The organism is Leuconostoc sp. JNUCC 76 (assembly GCF_053667755.1).
In genome coordinates, this window is sequence record NZ_CM132206.1 from 1,046,518 (window position 1) to 1,067,507 (window position 20,990).

At 34.5% G+C, this 20,990-nt stretch carries 25 protein-coding genes; 21 read left to right on the forward strand and 4 right to left on the reverse strand.

The features are described 5' to 3' along the window. Window positions 1-195: 195 nt before the first annotated feature. The 3 genes from JNUCC76_RS05205 to JNUCC76_RS05215 all read left to right on the forward strand — a co-directional run bounded on the left by JNUCC76_RS05205 (window position 196) and on the right by JNUCC76_RS05215 (window position 3,505). On the forward strand, window positions 196-1,017 hold the full coding sequence (locus JNUCC76_RS05205; protein ID WP_454156392.1) for an alpha/beta fold hydrolase: 822 nt from the start codon (window positions 196-198) through the stop codon (window positions 1,015-1,017). Between the two features lie 192 nt (window positions 1,018-1,209). Continuing rightward, window positions 1,210-1,506 carry a hypothetical protein gene (locus JNUCC76_RS05210; RefSeq protein ID WP_011679788.1) on the forward strand — a complete coding sequence of 99 codons (297 nt, stop codon included), beginning with the start codon at window positions 1,210-1,212 and terminating at the stop codon, window positions 1,504-1,506. A 385-nt stretch (window positions 1,507-1,891) separates the two neighbouring features. Further along, window positions 1,892-3,505 carry a replication initiation factor domain-containing protein gene (locus JNUCC76_RS05215; protein WP_454156394.1) on the forward strand — a complete coding sequence of 538 codons (1,614 nt, stop codon included), beginning with the start codon at window positions 1,892-1,894 and terminating at the stop codon, window positions 3,503-3,505. Window positions 3,506-3,527: 22 nt separating this feature from the next. Here JNUCC76_RS05215 and JNUCC76_RS05220 read toward each other — a convergent pair whose 3' ends face one another. Further along, on the reverse strand, window positions 3,528-3,845 hold the full coding sequence (locus JNUCC76_RS05220) for a winged helix-turn-helix transcriptional regulator (protein WP_454156395.1): 318 nt from the start codon (window positions 3,843-3,845) through the stop codon (window positions 3,528-3,530). A gap of 94 nt (window positions 3,846-3,939) precedes the next feature. On the opposite strand from JNUCC76_RS05220, the gene JNUCC76_RS05225 reads away from it, so the two are divergent. The 4 genes from JNUCC76_RS05225 to JNUCC76_RS05240 all read left to right on the forward strand — a co-directional run bounded on the left by JNUCC76_RS05225 (window position 3,940) and on the right by JNUCC76_RS05240 (window position 8,195). Next, a complete protein-coding gene (locus tag JNUCC76_RS05225) occupies window positions 3,940-4,551 on the forward strand; it encodes a nitroreductase family protein (RefSeq protein ID WP_454156397.1) in 612 nt (203 codons plus the stop codon). A gap of 78 nt (window positions 4,552-4,629) precedes the next feature. Next, on the forward strand, window positions 4,630-5,040 hold the full coding sequence (locus JNUCC76_RS05230; protein WP_454156399.1) for a hypothetical protein: 411 nt from the start codon (window positions 4,630-4,632) through the stop codon (window positions 5,038-5,040). Window positions 5,041-5,144: 104 nt separating this feature from the next. Beyond that, entirely contained in the window at window positions 5,145-6,299 is a 1,155-nt protein-coding gene (locus JNUCC76_RS05235) for an IS30 family transposase (protein ID WP_454156401.1), read from the forward strand. Window positions 6,300-6,425: 126 nt separating this feature from the next. Then, complete coding sequence (locus JNUCC76_RS05240; protein WP_454156403.1) at window positions 6,426-8,195, forward strand: DUF262 domain-containing protein; 1,770 nt, start codon at window positions 6,426-6,428, stop codon at window positions 8,193-8,195. Between the two features lie 256 nt (window positions 8,196-8,451). On the opposite strand, the gene JNUCC76_RS05245 is transcribed toward JNUCC76_RS05240, so the two are convergent. Further along, a complete protein-coding gene (locus tag JNUCC76_RS05245) occupies window positions 8,452-9,036 on the reverse strand; it encodes an NAD(P)H-dependent oxidoreductase (protein WP_454156405.1) in 585 nt (194 codons plus the stop codon). Window positions 9,037-9,040: 4 nt separating this feature from the next. Beyond that, complete coding sequence (locus JNUCC76_RS05250) at window positions 9,041-9,565, reverse strand: TetR/AcrR family transcriptional regulator (protein WP_454156407.1); 525 nt, start codon at window positions 9,563-9,565, stop codon at window positions 9,041-9,043. A 269-nt stretch (window positions 9,566-9,834) separates the two neighbouring features. Between JNUCC76_RS05250 and JNUCC76_RS05255 the strand changes: the two genes are divergently transcribed. From JNUCC76_RS05255 to JNUCC76_RS05315, 13 genes are all read left to right on the forward strand, one after another. Then, complete coding sequence (locus JNUCC76_RS05255; RefSeq protein WP_454156409.1) at window positions 9,835-10,269, forward strand: hypothetical protein; 435 nt, start codon at window positions 9,835-9,837, stop codon at window positions 10,267-10,269. Between the two features lie 486 nt (window positions 10,270-10,755). Further along, complete coding sequence (locus JNUCC76_RS05260; protein ID WP_243152021.1) at window positions 10,756-11,028, forward strand: helix-turn-helix transcriptional regulator; 273 nt, start codon at window positions 10,756-10,758, stop codon at window positions 11,026-11,028. Beyond that, window positions 11,018-11,989: a replication initiator protein A gene (locus tag JNUCC76_RS05265; RefSeq protein WP_454156412.1), complete on the forward strand. Its 972-nt coding sequence runs from the start codon at window positions 11,018-11,020 to the stop codon at window positions 11,987-11,989. Before JNUCC76_RS05260 ends, JNUCC76_RS05265 begins: the two co-directional genes overlap by 11 nt. Before the next feature lie 27 nt (window positions 11,990-12,016). Beyond that, window positions 12,017-12,292, forward strand: a complete 276-nt coding sequence (locus tag JNUCC76_RS05270; RefSeq protein WP_454156414.1) for a hypothetical protein — start codon at window positions 12,017-12,019, stop codon at window positions 12,290-12,292. After that, on the forward strand, window positions 12,261-12,617 hold the full coding sequence (locus JNUCC76_RS05275) for a hypothetical protein (protein WP_454156416.1): 357 nt from the start codon (window positions 12,261-12,263) through the stop codon (window positions 12,615-12,617). The genes JNUCC76_RS05270 and JNUCC76_RS05275 overlap by 32 nt, the downstream gene beginning before the upstream one ends. Then, window positions 12,607-13,041, forward strand: coding sequence for a single-stranded DNA-binding protein (locus JNUCC76_RS05280; protein ID WP_454156418.1), 435 nt, complete (start codon window positions 12,607-12,609; stop codon window positions 13,039-13,041). The genes JNUCC76_RS05275 and JNUCC76_RS05280 overlap by 11 nt, the downstream gene beginning before the upstream one ends. Before the next feature lie 4 nt (window positions 13,042-13,045). Beyond that, complete coding sequence (locus tag JNUCC76_RS05285) at window positions 13,046-14,014, forward strand: hypothetical protein (RefSeq protein WP_454156420.1); 969 nt, start codon at window positions 13,046-13,048, stop codon at window positions 14,012-14,014. A gap of 206 nt (window positions 14,015-14,220) precedes the next feature. Next, entirely contained in the window at window positions 14,221-14,598 is a 378-nt protein-coding gene (locus tag JNUCC76_RS05290; RefSeq protein WP_454156422.1) for a ribbon-helix-helix protein, CopG family, read from the forward strand. A 15-nt stretch (window positions 14,599-14,613) separates the two neighbouring features. Next, window positions 14,614-15,399, forward strand: coding sequence for a DNA/RNA non-specific endonuclease (locus JNUCC76_RS05295; protein ID WP_454156424.1), 786 nt, complete (start codon window positions 14,614-14,616; stop codon window positions 15,397-15,399). Then, on the forward strand, window positions 15,400-16,113 hold the full coding sequence (locus tag JNUCC76_RS05300; RefSeq protein WP_454156426.1) for a hypothetical protein: 714 nt from the start codon (window positions 15,400-15,402) through the stop codon (window positions 16,111-16,113). It begins immediately after the preceding gene. Then, entirely contained in the window at window positions 16,103-16,417 is a 315-nt protein-coding gene (locus tag JNUCC76_RS05305; protein ID WP_349531203.1) for a hypothetical protein, read from the forward strand. The genes JNUCC76_RS05300 and JNUCC76_RS05305 overlap by 11 nt, the downstream gene beginning before the upstream one ends. Further along, a complete protein-coding gene (gene mobP2 / locus JNUCC76_RS05310) occupies window positions 16,401-17,882 on the forward strand; it encodes a MobP2 family relaxase (protein WP_454156428.1) in 1,482 nt (493 codons plus the stop codon). The genes JNUCC76_RS05305 and mobP2 overlap by 17 nt, the downstream gene beginning before the upstream one ends. Window positions 17,883-18,307: 425 nt before the next feature. Beyond that, a complete protein-coding gene (locus JNUCC76_RS05315; RefSeq protein ID WP_454156430.1) occupies window positions 18,308-19,168 on the forward strand; it encodes an alpha/beta hydrolase in 861 nt (286 codons plus the stop codon). Between the two features lie 74 nt (window positions 19,169-19,242). Here the strand turns inward: JNUCC76_RS05315 and JNUCC76_RS05320 are convergent, their stop codons facing one another. Further along, window positions 19,243-20,124: a LysR family transcriptional regulator gene (locus tag JNUCC76_RS05320; protein ID WP_454156432.1), complete on the reverse strand. Its 882-nt coding sequence runs from the start codon at window positions 20,122-20,124 to the stop codon at window positions 19,243-19,245. 113 nt (window positions 20,125-20,237) lie between these two features. Here JNUCC76_RS05320 and JNUCC76_RS05325 point away from each other — a divergent pair, with 113 nt between their 5' ends. Next, window positions 20,238-20,975, forward strand: coding sequence for a carboxymuconolactone decarboxylase family protein (locus tag JNUCC76_RS05325; RefSeq protein ID WP_454156434.1), 738 nt, complete (start codon window positions 20,238-20,240; stop codon window positions 20,973-20,975). Window positions 20,976-20,990: the final 15 nt, after the last annotated feature.

Here is a 20,990-nt window from a genome sequence, read left to right on the forward strand (position 1 = left end):
TGTTTGTGAATTTTAAGATTTCACAAGCATTTTTTAGTGCTTATCAACGTTGATATACCGTTACTTATGATAGTGAGACTTATGTTAACCTGAAATGGTATAGCCCATTTTTGTGGGTTGTGAAAAGTCTAGTTTATAAGTTAAAATAGCAATATACTATTAATTTGTTTGAATAATATTCTATAAGGAGCATACATGACACTCGAATATGAAAAACCAAATAAGGTCTTTAAAAGTGAATTTGGCTTTGTTAAGTATAATGTGGTAGGTTCTGGTGAACCACTAATACTAGTACATGGAACGCCATGGTCTTCATTTAATTGGCGTAAAATAATTCCAGCTTTAAGTGAGTGGTTTACAGTCTATTATTATGATTTATTAGGTTATGGTGAATCAGAAAAAAATGTGTCTGATGTATCGTTAGGTGTTCAAAATGATATTTTATCTGCTTTAATAAATTATTGGCATCTTGATAAGCCTAAAATTGTTGGGCATGATTTTGGTGGGGCAACCGTACTGAGAACCTATTTAATTAATAAAATTGACTTTGAAAAGATATTGTTAATTGATCCTGTTGCTGTGGCTCCGTGGGGTTCACCATTCTTTTCTCATGTTGCTTTGCATGAATCTGCTTTTAGTGGTCTACCAGACTACATCCATGAAGCTGTGTTAGAAAAATATGTTAATGGTGCTACGTTTCATAATATGAATTCGGAGGCGTTAGAAGGTATTAAAAAGCCATGGTTAAGTGAAAGTGGAAAAAAAGCATTTTATCAACAAATAGCACAGTCAAATCAGAAGTATACTGATGAAATTGAAATTTTATACTCTAAAATTGAAAAACCAATAGTTTTACTATGGGGTCAAGATGACATCTGGATTCCAATAAAACAAGGAGAAAAGCTCAATAAATTAATTCCTAATTCCTCTTTGATTCCTATTAAGGAGGCAGGCCATTTGGTACAAGAAGATCAACCAGCTCTAGTCTTATCTTATATTCTTAAGTACCTAAAATAATTACACTAAGAATACCTGATTTTATTACAGATTTAAAAAAAACGATACAACATATTGGTTGTGTCGTTTTTGTTTTGAATAAAGGAGTTATTAAAATGAAATACCATGCTAGAAGTCCAACACTTAGTATCTGTGTTTGGCTTTGCTGTTAATTAAATATTTGTAGTTAAAAAAAGAAAAGTAGGTAAAATTATGGCTTTAGAAGTTAAAAAAATTCAATCTTTGTCCGCTCAATCAATTGAAGATTTGAAGGCAATTGAAAAGATAGGTGGACTTGAACACCTTGCTCAACTAAGTGATGAACTTAAGAAAGCAATGGCAGATGAAGAACAGTTACGTGCTGTTAGTCCAATGCTGCCACCTTATTTTGCAGAACTACGTAAGAACTTAGGTTTTTTGCTTGGTACGGCTAAGTCATTGCAGACACACGGTGTCAACCGTACAAAGGATATTGAGGGTCTTTTGGATCAACTGTCACATATCAAGTAAGTAACTATTGTTAAAGCTCTAGTCTTTTACAGCAAATGTCCTGTGAGAGACCGGGGCTTTATGTACATAGTGACTTTATTTTAGGCGTGGCTCGACCAAAGGAAGAGACAGTGCCACGCCCAGCCCTAGCGTAGCGTTGGGGCTGGGTGCGTGGTCGCTGTTAAGCAAATGCAAAGCATTTGTAAGCGACTGGCACATGCGTCAAAAATAAAGTCACCAAAAAGGCTTTAACCCCCAGTTACTAACAGGGGGGTTAAACCGGTAAAAACGCTGAAAGCGTCAACCCAATATGGGGAACAAACGCTGATATGAAGCGATTTAGATTAAAAAAGCAAATGTCCGGTTGAAAACGCCAAATCGGACATTTTGAGAAAGGAAAGCCGACATGATAACGATTAATCATAAACCAAAAGCGTACACACCTATTTTTCTAGGAACAATTCAACATAGCATACGGTTATCGTTAGAAATCATTATCATGATTGGCATGAAATGGCATGATGAAATTATTGAAACTTATAACGTAACCATTTCGACTATTGACTTAGGACAATTACCCAATATCGGTAGTGAAATTCCAATTAGTGAAATCACAGGTAGTGAGCTATTAGGATTCAAAGCAAAAATGAGACAGTCTGACGTCCAATTACAAAACAAGGTTTCAAATGAATTAGAGCAATTAGTTGATTTAAAAAACGTTGGTCGCTACCAACTGTTGAAAGGAAAAAAGACAATGACACAAGAATTAAATGTACCAGAATTAACAAATAATAATTTGATACTAATACGACAATTACTTGATGTAACACAAGAAGAATTGGCAATTACTATGGGTATCAATGAAAAAACAATACGACGTATTGAAAATAAAGAACAAGGTATTAGTGAACGTTTTGTAAACAATTTACTATCAGTTTATCCAGATTTAGCTCAAAGTATTGAAGTACAATTCGATTTGATTTCTTTGACATTTCCGGATTTAACTTCAAAACAAGTAATCAACGATGTACTAAATATTCAACCTGATTTATTTTTGGAACGGCCAACATCACAAAATTTCTATACCCGTGAAATGGCATTTGCTGGCGAAAAGAACATTTATATTCAAGACTTTGCACCTATTAAAAGCCCTGAAACACAGGCCATTGAACAAAAGTATGGGACAACTTTATATTTAACTGGTAAAGGCACACGCCTATTTGAAAAGGCTTTGTTAGAACAAAATGTCACTTGGCGTGGTTTCTTTCAAAAAGCGAGACAGTATCGAGGACATCTCACTCGGTTAGATATTGCTATCAACGATAAATGGGGACTTCTAGATATGAATGATCTCGTAAAAGCCGTGCAAGAAAAACGTTTTTGGAGTAAATCAAAATCTTATGCCGTTCATGGCAACGTTGATGATGGTTGGACGGTGAACTTTGGAAAATCACCGTTTGTTATTCGTGCTTACGATAAACGCAAAGAACAAGCCAGCAAAGGCTTTGACACAGACGTACAAAACCGTGTGGAATTAGAATTACATCAAGATAAAGCAGAATATGTCATTGATGAATGGCTTGATCAGGACAACAATAAAACATTAACGGAAATCACCTTTGATATTTTGTATACGTATCTTTGGTTTACTGATAAACCAATTGAGGAAAAGCTACTAAAAGCTGATAAAGTTCGTGACACGATTGAATCTTCCGTTGAACCAATGCCCGCTTGGTCATTACTAACCGCTCTAGGTCATAAAATGAAATTTATTCGTCAACCCAAAGAACAAAGTATTGAACGGATTGAAAAATGGGTTTTGGATTCAGTTGTGCCTAGTTTGGCCGTCTTGAAAAAAACTGGTCATTGGGCAGAAGTGATTGAGGCCATAAACAGTGCTGAATTATCCTCTGAACAACAAAAGTTAGTTAAGGCTACGATGATTAATGCCATTACACAAGCCAATCAAAAATTAACTATTAATTTTGAAAAACCCAAAAAACGTTATCAAGAAATTTGAATATTACTTGTTGTTAATAGATTCAATCTGAATGCTTTCCAAATTCATTAAGTTTTAAAAGCAGAGGTAATAACTCTTTCGCTTTATGGGTCAAGTGGTATTCTGAATGAAATGGCGCTTTATTGCCAGACAATGATTTTGAAATAAATCCTTCAACTAACAAAGTATCAAGCGAACGAACTAACATCATATTAGTAATTTCAGGTAGTTGATTTCTGAGTTGATTAAAACCAATGCCTTCATTTTGAGCAATAATCCAAAACAAATTAAGACGCCATTTACCGGAAAAAGTATCCATAATCCTTGTAATGCCACACGACCATTTATTAGTTGATTGCATTTAGCAATGCCTCCTAAGTAACAAAATTGTGCCTACTATTTTATCATTATGATATTGATTATACTTATTTTACTTACAAAAAGAGAGGGTCAACATGAATTTTTTAGAACAATTAGATATGAGAAAATCAATTAGACATTTTGATAATAAACACAATATCAGTGATGATGAAATTTTAAACATATTAAATCACGCTGCCAACGCACCATCAAGTAACAATGCTCAACCATGGCAGGTTGTAGTCATTAAAAATAAAGAACTATTAGTTAAAATGCAGAAATTTTCTTTTAATCAAGAACAAGTTGGGCAAGCTTCAGCTATCTTTTTAATATTAGGAGATCGGCAAAGCTATGAAGTTAATCGATTAATACAATTAAGTCTTAAATATCATCTAATTACTGAGCAAGAAATTGGCAATAAAAAACAAAGAATTGAAACTTATTTTTCTTTACATCCAGAAGATAAACAGGAAATAGGTCTTCGTTTTGATGTTGGCCTATTTAGTATGAATTTGATGCACGTTCTACGTACATTTGGTTACGATTCAGTACCGATGAGGGGTGTTGATTTTGAAAAAATAATGGAGATGCTTAAATTACCAGAAAAATTAGAGCCAATTCTTCTACTTCCTGTCGGTAAAGCAACTACATTTGGTCATTCACATCAGCGTGAATCTGCTGAAAAATTTACGACTATCATTAAATAAAACACTCAAATAACAAGCAAGTACTTGTTTACCAATAAATAAGTACTTTTTTAATGACAAAATAAAAAGGAGAAAACAATGACACAAAAAATATGGTTAAAACCAGACCAACTAGAAAACTACGTCGATCAACTTCAAGGATTCAGAAACACTTATCAATCGTTATTAACTGTTTTAGCATCTGATCGTCAGAATTTTGAATTCAAACCTGGGGCACCAAACTTCCAAAACACACTTCAGATGTCAATAAAGTTACATCGTTACATTCAATCGGTGCAGTCACAAACCTTTGGTGATGTTTTGATTTTTGGAAAAGAGTTAGACAAGCAAGTGCAAAATTTAGTTGAAACCAGTATTGCTTTAACCTTTGAATACCGTGACTTAACCAACTTATTAAATGGCCATGATATCAATAGCGAAAGTGGCATAAATCTGATTGAAGCAAAAATAAAACAAGCGAAAAAACAACTTTATGAAGCCTCACGATAAGTAATATTAGGCTGTAAATTTTTAAAACGTTTATCATCTTGACGTTATAAACGTTTGTTAGTCTGAAATTGTACACTATTGAGCAAAGGAGAATAAAAAAACAAATGACAGCAGAAGAACCAAAGAAACGGAAACGCCAACCACGATTAAACGAAAACCAACGGTACTTAATTGAACATTTGTGGAACAATGAACAATTATCACAGACTGATATTGGTCGTCAATTAGGTTATGACCCATCAGTGATTAGCCGTGAATTAGACCGTGGCAATGTCCTGGATTTTTCAAATTTAGACCGTCACACTTTATTAAGAATGAGTATTCATGCACGCATTAAGTATTCGGCGCAACGTGGTCAATATATCGCGACTAAGAAACGCTTTCGTGTAGGACAAAGACTATTGCTTACACCAGAATTAAAGGAGCTGATTGAACACTGGATTAATGTGGAACATTGGACACCTGAACAGATTGCGGGAAATGTGCAAGATGTAGAAGTATCGTCCTCAACCATTAGAGACTGGTCAAAAAGAGGTCTAATCGATATTCGTACCCACAAATATCATCGTCAAGATGGTTCACCTAAACAACGAGAGTTAGCCAAGAATCAAAGAGCAAGACAACGAGAAATTGCTCGCTTACGAGAAAACTTACAAAAGAGTGGAGAGCTAGTGCGCCATTCAATCTATGATCGTTCACCAGTAGTGGCCAAGCGCAAACAATTTGGGCACTGGGAAATTGATTTAGTCTTACCGATGAAACAAAATAACGGGCAATATCAAGACCATTCAGCTATTATGACGGTCGTTGAACGCAAGACACGCTTTTATGCCTTAATTAAAGTTAAAAGTAAACAATCGAAAGACATGATTGAAGCGTTTAAACTATTTTATAAACGCTATGGTAAAGCAGTAAGAACAATTACCGCTGATAATGGCTCCGAATTTATTTCTTGGGACTTCTTAGAATACGTTCAAAAAGAACTTAAAATAAAACTCTATTACTGCACACCGTCATCACCACATCAACGTGGATCTAACGAAAACCGCAACGGTAAATTACGTGACTGGTTCCCTAAAGGCACAAGTTTTAAGCCAGTAAGACAAAAACAATTAGATGAGGTGGCTGACAAAATGAACGCTATGCCGATGCGAATAGCTTTACAGGGTAAGAGTCCAGTTGAGTTGTTTGATAAAGAGTATAAAACGATGCAAAGATATCGAAGAGCTTATGCAAAAAGAAAAAATAAAAAGGTATAAAAACGTGGTAAGTACGCAAAGGTGGGAAAAACAGAATTTAATAACATTGCTGAGTCACATTGATGTATTCTGTTAGCTGTGAGATACTAGAATATATTTAGACATTACAGAGGGAAAATAAAAATAATGCAACGCAATGATATTAAATCAGACCCACAAAACATTGAACTTTTTTTTGGTCGAAATGAATTTTATATACCTAGTTATCAACGTCCTTACGCATGGCAAATATCGCAATGTGAGCAATTAGTAGAAGATATTGAAACGCACCAAGAAAACTTTGATGCAGGTACACAAGATAATTATTTTTTTGGTGCCATTTTGATAGCCCAAGAGTCAGGTGAAGAGCATGATGTTACATTGATTGACGGTCAACAGAGAACTACTTCGTTTATGTTGTTACTTAAAGCGGTTTTAATTAAAATAAAAAGTGAACTGCATAAGTTAAATGATGATACCCTGGATGATGCTAAGTTGATTGAAAAACTTACCGAGTTAAAAAATAAGATTATATCTATGATTTATAATTTAGGAGAAGATGAATCTTATTCGTATAGAAAAGATAAGTATGAGTTACAAAAGAAAGATACAAAATATTTCAATGATTCTGTATCAGAATTATACGCCACTGATATGGTGACTATATTAATTAATGAAAATATAGAAACGATTCGAGATCAAGTTATTAAGCTGGCTCATAAACAAAAAGATAATAAATACAGTAACTATTACAAAAACTTCAGATTTTTCCATGAGTATTGCAGTAAGTTAACTAACACTCAAATTAGAGATTTCACAACACATCTAATTGAATATTGTCAAGTCATCACAATAACTAGTTTCAATACAGATCAAGCCATTAACATTTTCAATTCACTGAATGGGACAGGCGTACCACTGACCCCAATTGAAGTCATCGTTTCAAAAACGACTGCTAAGGCTATGGATAGAAAACTATTTGAAAAAAATTGGCAGAATATCGTAAAAAAATCTGATAATTCTCCTGTGAACTTAAACTTGCTAATGACGCATTATATATTTATGCAATTATCGGCTCAACATGGATCTATGTCCCGTAATCCCGGAATTAGAGCTTTTTTTGCAGAGAACAAAACATTATTGAATAATGATGTACAATTCACTTCAGATTTAGATAAATTGTTGGATATAATTACTAGTTTTTATAACACGGAATTAGGCCAAATAATGACAAAATTCAACAGTAATTTTCTGCCTTTTGTATCAAGTTATTTATTCTATCGAAATGACGATGCATATCTATCATATTTATTACGATTGTCAGCAGTGCTAGAAATTACTGATTTTGCTTATGGAAACAGTCGATTCAAGGGTTTCCTTGAACGCATCAATCTAAAGTATAGTCAAGTCGATACAGTTTCAGAACAGGAACTACTTAAAGAAATAAAGCAGAACATAGTAGAAAATTTCAATAAAGATGATATCGAACAATCTTTAACTGATAGTGGAGTTCCAAATTCGTTAATTATCTTGAACGAATATCTCTATGCTCAAGAGCAACAAATACCGTTTGACTTAACTACAAATCCAGATATTGAACATATCATGCCACAAAGTGGCTATAATAGAGCAAATATTATACAAGACGCTAATTTGACCGATCAAGAAGAGTTCCATGAATACGTTGAAAAAATCGGAAACAAAATACTTCTTGAATCCGAGATAAATCGAGGCCTGGGTGATGCTTGGTTTAGAACTAAAAAACAAAATGTACTAAGTAACCACGGTTATAAGGGTAGTAAATATCCCATTGCGCAAGGTCTCGTTGATTATCCTAAAGACACTTGGAATCGCGATGATATTGACCAAAATACAAAGAAAGCTGCACAACGCATTACAAATTTCATTTTTTCATAAACGAATTCTTTTAAATAGTTAATTGACATCATGCTTTTATACTAAAAAACTTACTAACAATCCTTACTAGCGACAAACAAAACAAATTGGTCGTCTTGATGATGCATATCGATACAAATACCAGCATTAGCAAAACAGATTTATGAAACTACTGGATTAACAATTCGTATAGGTGATAAATTAACATCTTAACGTCTTATAGAGCCCGAACGGTCATTTACTTTAACGTCCTTGCTAAGAAATATGAACTAATTTGCTATTCAAACTTTTTTAATTGCATACTTTTAAGAAACTTTTCCCTTTTTTCAGCAGTTGTAGTCGAAATCATGCCAAAGTTAATCCAAGAACGGCCTTGGAAACCTAGTTGCTTTAATGTTTGATTTAAAAATATTTTTTTGATGCCATTTCCGTTGAAAAAACGTATATAAAATGTAGGTGAGGAAGATGTTGTGATTAAATAACATCTTTTTATATTCTTTAACTCACCTTGAACACCTAATTTCGTAACCGTATGTGATAGATTTTCTCCTTCTTTCATTACTTTGTCAATAAATCCTTTCAACATGCCTGGCACACTATTCCACCAAACAGGGGAAATGATTATGACAGTATGTACCGTTTTTAGTAGCTTTAGGTATTTTTCAACTAATGGATCAGTGGTTTGACCACTATGATAAAGTTTTAGCTCCTCAGTGGAATAAACTGGAGAAAAGTCATCGGCATACAAATCAATGGTTTGATAGTTTAAGTTGGATTGATTAAGACTTTGTTGAACTGCACCTAATATGGCATGGTTAAAACTGTTTTGATAAGGGTGGCAATATATAATAAGGGTATGCATCTGTTTATTTCTCCAAAAATTTGTATAGTGTATTTTTCACTAATTCATGGTCATAGTTAGTTATTTCATTTTTAATTAATGCACCATATCCTTGTATAAAGGACCATAGCTGAATAAATAATGCTTTGTTACTGTGTTCGTTTTCAGTTGGATTAACTCGCTGTATCAAGTTGTTAATCGCATCTAAAAACATAAACTTATGTGCATCAAGATTATTAGATTGGTTCAACATAATAAACTCCATTAAATAGGGTTCACTTTTAAACAACAAACAGATTTGCTCGGCTACTTTTAATAATTCGTTAGTTGGCTCAGCAGTAGTATCAATGTTTAATCGTTCTGTTAATTCTTGCGATAATAATATTGAAACTTGATAATATAAGTCTTCTTTATTGTTGAAATGTTTATAAAAAGCACCCGTAGTGATGCCAATCGAATTGGTCAGAGTTCTAAGAGATATTTCACGATAATCTTTCTCACGAACCCACTTTGTAGTGGTGTTTAGAATTAGAGATTTGGTATTCTTCATATTTTTTACCTTACCATTAATTTGCTTAGGTGATGTATTTAAAAGATAACAGTGTTATCTTTTTTTGTCAAATAGATTTTTATACTTAATAAGCTCAACAGCTTAATTTTAAATTCAGCAAATACTTCAAAATTACCGAATTGACAGTTTAAATTCAGCAAATACTTCAAAATTACCGAATTGACAGTTTAAATTCAGTAATTTTATATTCAATAATTTATACTGACCAATATTAATCAAATTCATTTAGAAAGAAAACTCATAAGACCATGCCCAAGAATAAAGATACCGAATACCGCTATATCAAGACTCAAATCCGATTAATTATTAAACATATCATTCAAACACTAAAAAATGATTTGGAACCAGTGGGTTTAGAAAAGCAAGTTTACCGATTATATGTACCACAGCACTTTATATCCAGCACAAGTAAATCGTTATTAGAACAATTCGAACAGAATGTTCAACAAGCTGGATATACAACACATATCGCAAATCAGTCATCACATTTTGAGCAAGAAAATACCATAGTAATTAAACTAGCAATTCCATGGAATAATCATGATCATAAACAGTTGACGCAGTATTTAATTAACGAAAATGCGTATGTAGACAGCACGAACTTCAAAGATTTAGAACATGTGCGAATTAAAGCAGATCAAAAATATCACGGAATCCTAAAAAATACAGATCATCAAATGTGAAAGTTTGAAGTATCTGTATTTTTTTAGCAATTTAGTTGAGGAAACAAGATGTTAAACAGCCTTAAAATAAGGATGAGAAATTGTGGACAGTGATTTAACATTAATGTATGACATTGGTATAATAGAATAAGAAGTGTCTTACAAATAAAAAAACAATCAGTGAAATTACGAAAATATTTCCGGAATTTTACCAATTGATTAAACATCTGGTAAATGACTTGCAATCCGCCCCTACCAATTTAGGTGTAAAGTGCATAATCTAACGTAACAGAGGCTTGTTAATACGTTGGCGCACAAGGGTTTACGCGATTCTATAAAACTCCCAAGTCAATAATTTGAAATGAAGTAACGCTTTAGTAATATTCGTTATTTTAAAAGCTTATAAGTCCTGTGTGGGCTTATTTTTTTTGCTTAAAAACAGCCTAAATATTAAGAAACCGTTAAGAAACCGTCTTAAATGACGGTTAATTATTGGGGAACAAATCAATGGAACTTGACAACCAAAACAAGGGAGAAAGAGACAAAATGAGACATTCTTTTGGATCAATTGTAAAAGCCTATCGAGAAAGAAAAGGTTTGACACAATTGGAATTAGCTGTGAAATCAAAAGGGGAGTTATCAACGGCTACGATATCAAAAGCTGAAACCGATCCAAGTTATAATCCGAAACTCACTACATTCATCAAATTTTACAAAATTATGGATGTTTCGTTTGAAGATATTGTTGCAACACTAGAGGGGAATGCTGATGACAAATGACCAAGATACACCTAGGAAAATGGCACGGGTTAGTAGAGACCAAGTCGAAACTAACGAACGGTTTTATAAAATTCCAAAAGCTCTTTTTGAAAACGAATTTTATGCTGAAATGAAGCTTGAAACGAAAATGGCTTATGCCATTCTACGCGATCGTTTCTTGTTGTCAATTAAGAATAATTGGATTGATAAAAATGGTGATGTCTACTTGATTTACAAAAACGGGGACCTGCAAGCAATGCTTAGTGTCGGCGAGAAAAAAGTCATTAGTTTGAAAAAAGAACTAGCATATTTTGGGCTACTTGAAGAAGAACGACAAGGGTTAAATAGACCTAATAGATTGTACGTTGGCAACATAAATGCCGATTTTGAAGTTATCCACAGGGATAAAGCCTTGGGGGACAAGGAACTGTCAAAACGACAGGTCCGGAACTGTCAAAATGACAGGTCAAGAACCGTTAAAATAACAGGTCAAGAACTGTCAAAACGACAGTCAAGTGAGACTAAGAGTAATGAGACTAATTTGAGTGAAATTGAGACCGCATCTTTTGATGAGGATGAAGTAACTAATAATAACAATTCAAAAAAATCTCAACAATCATTTATCGCCATCGGCAAAATCATTGAAAAAAATCCTCACTTAAGAAATGTAGTGCAAAGGTTAATTCCCGATTTACTTTTGAATGAGCCAAAACAGGCAGAGATTGTTGTCAATGCACTTGACCAGGGCTATAAATATTTAGCGGCTGAACTTGAAAAAGGTAATTCTATTTTGACATTACAAAAGCAGTTACAAGGTGAAGTAGGCAATGAACTCTTTCTGACAAAGATTGGTTCTAAGCAAGTGGAATACATGCGAGACCATTTGATTGATATCAATCAATATGGCAATTATTTTGCTAGCGGGCTTGAAAATCGTTTAAGAATTGCGGTTACAACGGCACAATCGGCGGCGGGATTTTAACTTAAAATTCAAGAGGGGAGAGACATAATGGCAAACCAATACAACATATTTATTGCAGTAGACTTCTTCAATGCAGATATACTTTTTGTTGCTAAATCATCAGGGGAACTCAGTCGAAAAGTCATCAAAGCAATTGAAAATCATGAACTAGAAAGTGATGGCGCAGTGAGATTATACCGTACCTCTTATCAATCATTTAAAGCAATTCAAGCATTGATGGAACACTATCATTTACCATTCCATGAAGCTGCAAGACCTAAAGGGAGAGACTATGAAAGTCAGACAATTAACGCTGTTGGATGAGCAAAGTTTACACGAGCTGCAACAAACCAAATATGTAGTCATTCTCGTTAAAGAATTAAAAGACAATCTCGTTCAGCCCACCAAAAAACGAGCCTTTGTCTGCTTAAAGCCACATGAGATGAAAGTCAAAGGTGAGTTGTTTGACGATTGTCTAGGGAATCATTATATCGGCTGTACAGTCCAAAAGGGCATTCATTATTCTGACTCTGGCACCCAAATTCCCGTGTTCAAATTACCAAATAATATTCAAGACTATTTAACCAAACAACTGACACCAATTATTAGTTTACTAGATCAAAAGAGGAGAAACTATTATGCAAATTAATCACCACGTAGGACGTTTAGTTCGTGATGTTAACTTCACTGTAAGAGGTGAAAATAAAATCAAGATTGCCTACTTCAAATTAGCCATTAATGATTTAAAAGATGGCAAAGCAACTTACATTGATTATGTTGCTTTTAACAAAACAGCAGAATTGATTCATTATTATGTGACTAATGTTGGTCAAGTAGTTGAGGTTGAATTTGTGATGCGCAATCACAACTACACCGATAAAAATACTGGTCAAAAAATTTATGCGATGCAAAATCAAGTGACACAATTCCGCATCTATAAATCTAATCAGTCATCAAAAACTCCTGTTGTTCAAACACAGCTTGCTGACAGTAAAAATAGTGAAGTGACAGATAAGGACTTGCCACCATACCCTGACTTTAACAGCAATGCATTTGAGTATGTAGAGGGGTAGGACAATGACTGCAATAATCACAATAGCTGATAAATTTAGAAATATCTTTCAAAGATTTAGTCGCTTTGGAACTTGGTTTTTGGAACATCAACGGCGCAATTTAATTGCCATATTTAGCCTATTTATTCTGATAGCTTTTAGTACAACCGTGATGGTTAATATTACTCCTCGACCTTCAAATTTGCCTAGTACGGAGTTAAATACGCCAGTGTCATTTGGCACTTTGAACAAAACTGCTAGTCTGACAAAAAGTGTTTTTAATAAAAATAATGGTGTTTTGGAACTGCATTATACAATTTCTGACGGAGCTGTTTCTGATCAAGATTTGGTTGATATTAGCAAAATTAAATTCACTGCTATGACTGATCATGGTGGTAGTCAAGTGACAGGTCGTGTCGTACCAACTTCGAATAATACAGTCGTGGTTCAATTTAAAAACTTGAGTCATAACTTCAATGCTGTAACACTAACAGCTCATGATAAAAGCATAAATACTGCCACAGTCGAAGCGCCAAGTAGTGTTAGTGCTGAAAGCTCAAGTACGAAGAAAACGGCAACAGATACAAATACGGCAAGTGGCAAATTCATCATCAATCGTGACAAAGTATCTAAATCAAATACGCTAACATTTGCCAGCCAAAAGGAACTTGAAGTTAGCGAAAGTGAAGCTAAAATAGCGGCACAACAAAAATTGATTTCCAAGAATACAAACGCGATTGTTGAATATCAAAAAGCAATTGATCAACAGCAATCGTCCATCAAAAAGTACCAAAAAATACTCGCCCAGTCTGATGACTCAGATACACAAACTAGCATTGATAATGCGCGTGATGCCATTACACAAATACGAACACAAATCAGTGATGCACAAAAAAATATTCAACGTGCTAGGACAAATATTAGTCAATATCAAAAGACTAAAAAGCAAGTTCAAGAAGGAAATTCATTGCTGCCAAAACCAACCGATTTGTAATTCTAAATAGTTCAAAGATTTCCCTATTGGGCTATTTTTTTCAATCAAATAAAGGTTTAAAAAGGGTTAAACGAGGGTTTAAAAAAGGTTTAACTTTAGAAATTGCTTACCGCCACTGGAATGCCCGCACGGCGGGGCTGAGGTACTGCGTACCGCCATTCCCCCTTAACCTGTTCCCAGTTATCAAAATATATTTAGGAGTTTTCATGGATACAGTTAGAAAAGATATACGTGGATTGAATCCAGACGTATTAGACTTAATCGAAAAACGTGCCAAACAGGAGGGCGTTACATCAAATGACTTGTTGAGGGAATTGATAACTAACTATGCGCGTCAGATTGAAGAAGATAGCGCAGCAAAAATATTGCATACTTATCTCGACGATTTAATCATGGCTAACAATAACGTTGTGCACGGATTAAATGACAATACCATTGCGATAGGCGAAATGTTTAAAACAATTCTAGCGCGACTTGATATGTATTTTCCAGACTTGAATGATGAGGTAGAACGAATTCAAAAAAACGCTCGCCCTCAGGAAAAAAAATTGCCAAAGTCGATTGACTTTGATGAGTTTGAATAAGCAGAAGAGGTTCAAATGAAAAATTATAAACGTGGTCGATTTGCAAGAGGAATTCTATTTAGCATTGTCATATTGATAGGTATTGTCTATTTAAACCGTGTGTCGATTTTGCAAAGAATTGTAGCACTAGGTTCGCAATCACAACTGATTAACATTGATACACAAAGTAGCTCTCCAACACAAAACGATGAACTTGTTGATTTGAAATATACTGGTCAAACAGTTGTTGAAGTCAATCATAACCAACCAACATTTACACAAGATGATTTACAAATTAAACAAGGTGGCTGGCAAAAACTTTCGTCATTAGATTGGTTAGGCAGACCACAAGTTGCTAATGCCTTATTGAATCAAAAGTTGATGCCTCCATCTCAAAGGTACAAAGCGCGTGAACGGTTAACAATTAAAACACCGGGCTATCACGCCATTAAAACGGGAACGAATAATACAGACTGGTTATACAACCGTAGTCATCTAATTGGTTATCAATTTACTGGTTTAAACAACGAAGCAAAAAATCTAATTACAGGCACGCGACAATTGAACGCGGACAGTCGGGTTAATGCTAAAAGTATGGTGACTTATGAAACTGAAATTGCTGATTACTTGCATCAGTCAAAAAATAATTATGTGCGTTATCAAGTCACACCCGTATACAAAAATGTTGAGTTAGTACCCCGTGGTGTTCACATGATGGCACAGTCAAATGACAATACTTTGAAATTTAATGTCTATGTTTTTAACGTTCAAGATGGCTGGACAATCAACTACTTAAACGGTAATGCTGAAAGGAGCGAATAAATGAAAGATGCAATAGAATTCAAAACAAGTCAAATGAAGGCGCTCATCAAAAGAAGAAATGTTTTGAATAAAAAATATGATACAACGCTACCCGAAGATATTCCTTTAGAGGTTAAATCAGAACTAGAGTTTATTGAAAATTTGTTAAATGAATTTGACATCAATCAATTAATTTTTGATGAAAGACCAACAATGATTGGAATTAAAAATTCACGAGATGAAGAATGGTATTTTCAACAAATGAAGCATTGGATAGAAAGACACCCAAATGCTCTTAATGCGAAGTTTAGTCGAAGTAGTGTCTATAAGTTTGCTTTGCATTTCTTCGTAGAAAATATTGCGCTTAATGCCAACAATGCACGTCTTAATTATTCAGAACTAGCCCAGAAGGTAAATGATGCCAACTCCACAAAAAGTGATTCAAAATTGACTGCGCAATTGGCAAATGTAGAGAATTTATTAGGATTTCTTTTAACCATGCAGCAACGTCAACTTGAATATATTCCAGAAGGCATTAATTTAGAAAATGGTTTTGTTAAATATGCCATCAACCCAATTAATCCAACAGAGTTCCAACAATTTGGTACACCAACAGAACTCAATCCAAACAATGAATTGGCACAATCTTATGAAGAATATAAAAAAATTCGGAGTCGCGATAAGCAGCTGATCAAAAAATATCACCAAACAGGAGGACACCTCGATGACGATTAAAAAGCATAATAAAAGAAAAGCACAATTGACAAAGTATTTAGAACAACTTGATGAATTCAATTGGCACCATCCTACTCAAGTTAGTGAGATGGCTGACAGTCAACATGAACGCGATAAACGCACGTACTATTTGGCTCAGATAAGTTTAATTCTGTTTAATAACTATCAACAGTCCTATATGCAAATTGCTCAAATGCTGAACATGTCTTCCAGAACAGCCCGCCGTTTGACAATTGATTATGAACAAGATTTTGATAGTTTAGAAGAGATTATGGAGGAATTGCAAAATGGCGAAGACTGGTGAAATTGCTGCATTTGCGTTGGGTGAAAAAAAGACGGCAATGGTCAATTTACCAGCACATTTCGTCACTTCTAGTACAGCAGATATGAAGGGACAAAAATACTCAGACCTCGTTGATTATGCGGATAATTCTGAGAAGACAAGTGATCTCAATAATGAGTCCATGAACGATTTAATTGACTTAAAGGAACAATTTAGCAAGCCTGGCTATGCTAACCGCAATTCTGCGGTAACAGAAACGCATCCAATATTTGGTAGCGATAAACTAAATTATGATAATCACGATATTTCTGTATTGAGAAAAGACTTGGATGAGGCTCAAAAAAATGGCAATAATATCCATGAACTCGCTTTTTCAATCAGAGGCGATTGGTTAGTTAAAAACAATCTCTATGATCCCGAAACTCGTATGATAGACCAAAATAAATTGAAGCATGCAGAACAAGAGGTTGCTAAGACGCTAATCAACAAAGGTTTTAATTTACCTTTGGGAGAAGATGAAAATGACGTTGTTTGGTTTGGTGTGATTCATCAAGATACCGATCACCTAAACATGCATCTCTGGTTTGCTAAAAAAAGCCGTGAAACGCGGCCTGAGATGCTAAAACAAGAAGGCAAGTATAAAGGGCAACCAATCGGCGTTATACCTCTAGAGGTGATTGAACAAGCCAAGCGACAGTTTAGAAAGCAATTAATGTCATCACGGGAACTAAGGCGGCATCAGGAAATATTAAAAGGTGTTGGTGGCTTTAAAAAAGAAATTGTTGAGACAGCGCCAGACAACTTATTAAATGACCGTCACGCCAAAGTCATCAAGCAAATTTATGATGCTTTACCTCAAGACATGAAAGGGCGGTGGCAAGTTGGTAACGCTCATTTAACAGATGGAAAAGGCAAGATGGCAAAAGCAAATCAATTAACCGTTCAACTAATAGATGATTTGTTTGCCGAAGAGCTTAAACCTGAATATGAGTGTTTTAAGTCGCTGGCACAAGAATACGACGCCATTAATATTGAAGACCAGGGCGTGATGCATAAGGGGCAACGCAAGTGGTCTGAGAATAAGGAAGAGGAATTAAGGAAACGCTTAGCGAATCAACTCTACAAACATTTAGCACAAATTGAAGACACCTCAATAAATGATATTGACCAACAAATGTCTGAACTACTAAGCCATGTTAAAAAAAGTGACAAAGGCGGTAACGTAGATAGAACTAAAATTGCATCTAGCCCTCAGGAAAAAAAATTGGACTCCAAGCCGTTGATCAACAATGTAACCCCAAATTCAAATCACATAGGTGATCAGATGCCAGTGCGGGGTAGCTCGTTCAATAAAATTAGTCGCTTGTGGCGGCAGGACATTCGCGCTGAAACAAATGCAGAACGTCAGTTCTTAAGAAATCAAAAGAAAGTTGAACAAGAAAAGGCTCAAGAAGAATATGAGTCCCAAATATCAAGAAAAATATAAGAGGAATTATTAAAATCTCTTGTAATTTGGCAAATGTATTTACAGTCATTCTCAGTTAAGAATATTTATCAATTTTGGTTAGGTTTTAATATTATTATTGACAAATCAAATCTTTATTGTGAATTTTCGGCTTAAAATTTTATTTTATAATCCTTTTACATGCCAACAATATGTAACTTAAGTTGCAAAGTTTCTAATATTTTTGCTAATTTAAAAAATTGGCTTGCGTTGAAGTTGACTTTAACAACTATAATAAAGTTGTCTTTGAAAATATTCCATTAGCTTGACAGAAAGTTTGAATAAAAATTTGAAATAGACTTCGGCTTTTTGTTAAATATAGCATTTTAGGACATTTAGTAATTCGGAATAAATATTTACTCAATAATTACTCTAAACAATAGGGTTCTAGAAGAATAAGAGGGAAAATGAAGAAAAAAATCATATTAAGCGTTACGATAGCAACCTGTATCATTTTACTTGTGATTGGAGTAGGTGTAGTGCTGTGGATGAGACATCGTACAATTCCTGAAACGGCTAATAGATCCAATAGTGTTCCCACATTGTATGTACATGGTTGGGGCGCGGGCGCCCGATCGACAAATAGCATGATTCGCTATGCAGAACATTATAATAATGCAAAAAAGGTTCTAACGGCAACCATTTCACCAGAGGGTAAAGTTAGTTTTAGTGGCTATTGGCCTGCAAATGCAAAAAAACCATTAATTCAAGTTGTCTCCGTTGACAACAAGTATTACAACTACAAAGTGACACAGAAGTGGTTTGGTAATGTCTTGAAAAAACTGCAAAAAGATTATCATATTAAACGTTACAATACGGTTAGCCATTCAATGGGAAATTTGACGACAATGTATTACCAAGTCACTAATGGTCAAAACAAACGGTTACCTGCTCTTCAAAAGCAAGTCAAGATTGCGGGGCATTTTGATGGCATTGTTGGTATGGACGACAAACCTAATCAGAATTCATTGCAAAAAAATGGCGCACCAAAGATACAAGATAGCAACTTTAAATATTTAAATACCCATCGGCAAGGTTATCCAAATAAACAAGTTGATGTATTAAATATTTTTGGTAATTTACAGGATGGTAGTAATTCAGATGGCGATGTCACAGTAGTCTCTGCCAGATCTCTCAAATATTTACTACGCGAGAAGTATCAGCATTATCAAGAACTAGAAATATTAGGTAAAAAAGGACAACATAGTCAATTGCATGAAAATGAGAGAGTTGATCGTGCTATTGGTAAGTTTTTGTGGCAAAAATAGTAGAGATGCTTTTGGTATAAAAAACCTCATACCGCTTGATGTCAGCATAAGGTTCGATTAAATTTACATGGTGGCTAAATATTTGTTTTAGCAACTAAATATTGTAAAAAAGCTGTTGCTTCGGTTGATAACTGTATATTTTTACGCCAAACTAAAACATGGTTACTGACAATATGATTTTCAAATGGTAGAAATGTTAAATCAGCATCAGGTCTAATAGTCAATGCTCCTTCAACAGAAATAAGTAGTGCATGTTGTTTTTTTAATATTGACAATGAATTTGTTAAAAGATTATGCGTGCTAACAATGTTCAGCTGGGCTATTTTTACATTCAACGTATCTAATATATTATCAATGATAATTGATCGTCGAGGAAGAATGACTGGTTGCGCAAATAGGTCCGTACTAGAAATTTCATTTTGTTGTGCTAACTGGTTTACTTTTTCAAGAACAATGCCCCAGCGTTCTTGTGTACCTATAATTTGTGTATGATATTTAGCTACTTCAATTGGTTCAATTAAAAATCCGAGGTCTAAAGTGCCCCCGTCTAGTCTATCTTTTATATCATTTCCATCGGCATTATAAAAATCGAATGAAATTTGAGGAAATTCTTTTTGAAATTCTGTGATGAATGTTGACAAATAAGTAGAAATACTTGTCTCGACAACACCGATTCGTACAACACCATGAGGAATTTTGTGATTTTGTTGAATTTCCTGAAAGGTAGTGTCAACCATATCTAAAATTGCCTGGCCATTTTTAGCGAGTAAAATACCGTCACTAGTTAACGTTATCGTTTTTTTACCTCTTCTAAAAAGTGTTGAATCCATTGTGGATTCAAGTTTCATTAGTTGCCTACTTAATGTTGGCTGTGTCATATGTAATTTCTCAGCAGCCTTACTAATATTTCCTTCTCTAACAACAGTGAGGAAATAAGATAATAGTTTTGTATTCATAATGCTAATTATACACTATTTGCATAACTAATAAGTTAAAATAAGCATTTTACATATTTCTTGTTTTAGTAGATAATGACAGTAAATAAAGTGTAATTTGAAAAGGGGAAAAAATGGTTAAACAAACAGCTGGTCATGATTCTTTGGGTGATTTTGCACCAAAATTCGCATCATTAAATGACGATGTATTATTCGGAGAAGTTTGGTCACGTGAAAATGAATTGTCACTCAAACTACGTAGCATTGTCACTATCAGTGCTCTTATTGGCAAAGGTATAGTTGATAACTCGTTAAAGTATCATCTTGAGACCGCCCGCAAAAATGGTGTTAAGAAGCAGGAAATGGCTGAATTATTGACGCATATTGCATTTTATGCTGGTTGGCCTAATGCGTGGGCAGCATTTAATATGGCGAAAGAGGTATATGATAATGACAATATTTCAGAAATCCATGGCGGTTTTTTTGGCCAAGGTAAGTTAAATACAGAATTTAGTCAATACTTTACAGGTAATTCATTTTTAAACCCTTTAGCAAAACAAACTGATGCTCTACAAATTTTTAATGTGACTTTTGAACCAAAGGCGAGAAATAATTGGCATATTCACCATGCAAAAAGTGGCGGTGGTCAGGTGTTAATATGTGTTGATGGCGAAGGATGGTATCAAGCGAAGGGTGAAAATCCTGTCAGTCTTGTGCCTGGTATGATAGTGGAAATTCCTGCTGGTGTAGCCCATTGGCATGGTGCGAAGTCTGATAGCTGGTTCAGTCACATTGCGTTTGAACTACCTGGAGAAGACTTACAAACTGAGTGGTTAAATCCGGTTTCTGAAGAAGAATATCCAACGAAATAAATGCTTTTTTAGGAG

Bases quoted from the DNA above. Each gene is read 5' to 3' on its own strand.
- JNUCC76_RS05205 (WP_454156392.1), top strand. From the start codon at position 196: ATGACACTCGAATATGAAAAACCAAATAAGGTCTTTAAAAGTGAATTT.
- JNUCC76_RS05210 (WP_011679788.1), top strand. From the start codon at position 1,210: ATGGCTTTAGAAGTTAAAAAAATTCAATCTTTGTCCGCTCAATCAATT.
- JNUCC76_RS05215 (WP_454156394.1), top strand. From the start codon at position 1,892: ATGATAACGATTAATCATAAACCAAAAGCGTACACACCTATTTTTCTA.
- JNUCC76_RS05220 (WP_454156395.1), bottom strand. From the start codon at position 3,845: ATGCAATCAACTAATAAATGGTCGTGTGGCATTACAAGGATTATGGAT.
- JNUCC76_RS05225 (WP_454156397.1), top strand. From the start codon at position 3,940: ATGAATTTTTTAGAACAATTAGATATGAGAAAATCAATTAGACATTTT.
- JNUCC76_RS05230 (WP_454156399.1), top strand. From the start codon at position 4,630: ATGACACAAAAAATATGGTTAAAACCAGACCAACTAGAAAACTACGTC.
- JNUCC76_RS05235 (WP_454156401.1), top strand. From the start codon at position 5,145: ATGACAGCAGAAGAACCAAAGAAACGGAAACGCCAACCACGATTAAAC.
- JNUCC76_RS05240 (WP_454156403.1), top strand. From the start codon at position 6,426: ATGCAACGCAATGATATTAAATCAGACCCACAAAACATTGAACTTTTT.
- JNUCC76_RS05245 (WP_454156405.1), bottom strand. From the start codon at position 9,036: ATGCATACCCTTATTATATATTGCCACCCTTATCAAAACAGTTTTAAC.
- JNUCC76_RS05250 (WP_454156407.1), bottom strand. From the start codon at position 9,565: ATGAAGAATACCAAATCTCTAATTCTAAACACCACTACAAAGTGGGTT.
- JNUCC76_RS05255 (WP_454156409.1), top strand. From the start codon at position 9,835: ATGCCCAAGAATAAAGATACCGAATACCGCTATATCAAGACTCAAATC.
- JNUCC76_RS05260 (WP_243152021.1), top strand. From the start codon at position 10,756: ATGGAACTTGACAACCAAAACAAGGGAGAAAGAGACAAAATGAGACAT.
- JNUCC76_RS05265 (WP_454156412.1), top strand. From the start codon at position 11,018: ATGACAAATGACCAAGATACACCTAGGAAAATGGCACGGGTTAGTAGA.
- JNUCC76_RS05270 (WP_454156414.1), top strand. From the start codon at position 12,017: ATGGCAAACCAATACAACATATTTATTGCAGTAGACTTCTTCAATGCA.
- JNUCC76_RS05275 (WP_454156416.1), top strand. From the start codon at position 12,261: ATGAAAGTCAGACAATTAACGCTGTTGGATGAGCAAAGTTTACACGAG.
- JNUCC76_RS05280 (WP_454156418.1), top strand. From the start codon at position 12,607: ATGCAAATTAATCACCACGTAGGACGTTTAGTTCGTGATGTTAACTTC.
- JNUCC76_RS05285 (WP_454156420.1), top strand. From the start codon at position 13,046: ATGACTGCAATAATCACAATAGCTGATAAATTTAGAAATATCTTTCAA.
- JNUCC76_RS05290 (WP_454156422.1), top strand. From the start codon at position 14,221: ATGGATACAGTTAGAAAAGATATACGTGGATTGAATCCAGACGTATTA.
- JNUCC76_RS05295 (WP_454156424.1), top strand. From the start codon at position 14,614: ATGAAAAATTATAAACGTGGTCGATTTGCAAGAGGAATTCTATTTAGC.
- JNUCC76_RS05300 (WP_454156426.1), top strand. From the start codon at position 15,400: ATGAAAGATGCAATAGAATTCAAAACAAGTCAAATGAAGGCGCTCATC.
- JNUCC76_RS05305 (WP_349531203.1), top strand. From the start codon at position 16,103: ATGACGATTAAAAAGCATAATAAAAGAAAAGCACAATTGACAAAGTAT.
- mobP2 (WP_454156428.1), top strand. From the start codon at position 16,401: ATGGCGAAGACTGGTGAAATTGCTGCATTTGCGTTGGGTGAAAAAAAG.
- JNUCC76_RS05315 (WP_454156430.1), top strand. From the start codon at position 18,308: ATGAAGAAAAAAATCATATTAAGCGTTACGATAGCAACCTGTATCATT.
- JNUCC76_RS05320 (WP_454156432.1), bottom strand. From the start codon at position 20,124: ATGAATACAAAACTATTATCTTATTTCCTCACTGTTGTTAGAGAAGGA.
- JNUCC76_RS05325 (WP_454156434.1), top strand. From the start codon at position 20,238: ATGGTTAAACAAACAGCTGGTCATGATTCTTTGGGTGATTTTGCACCA.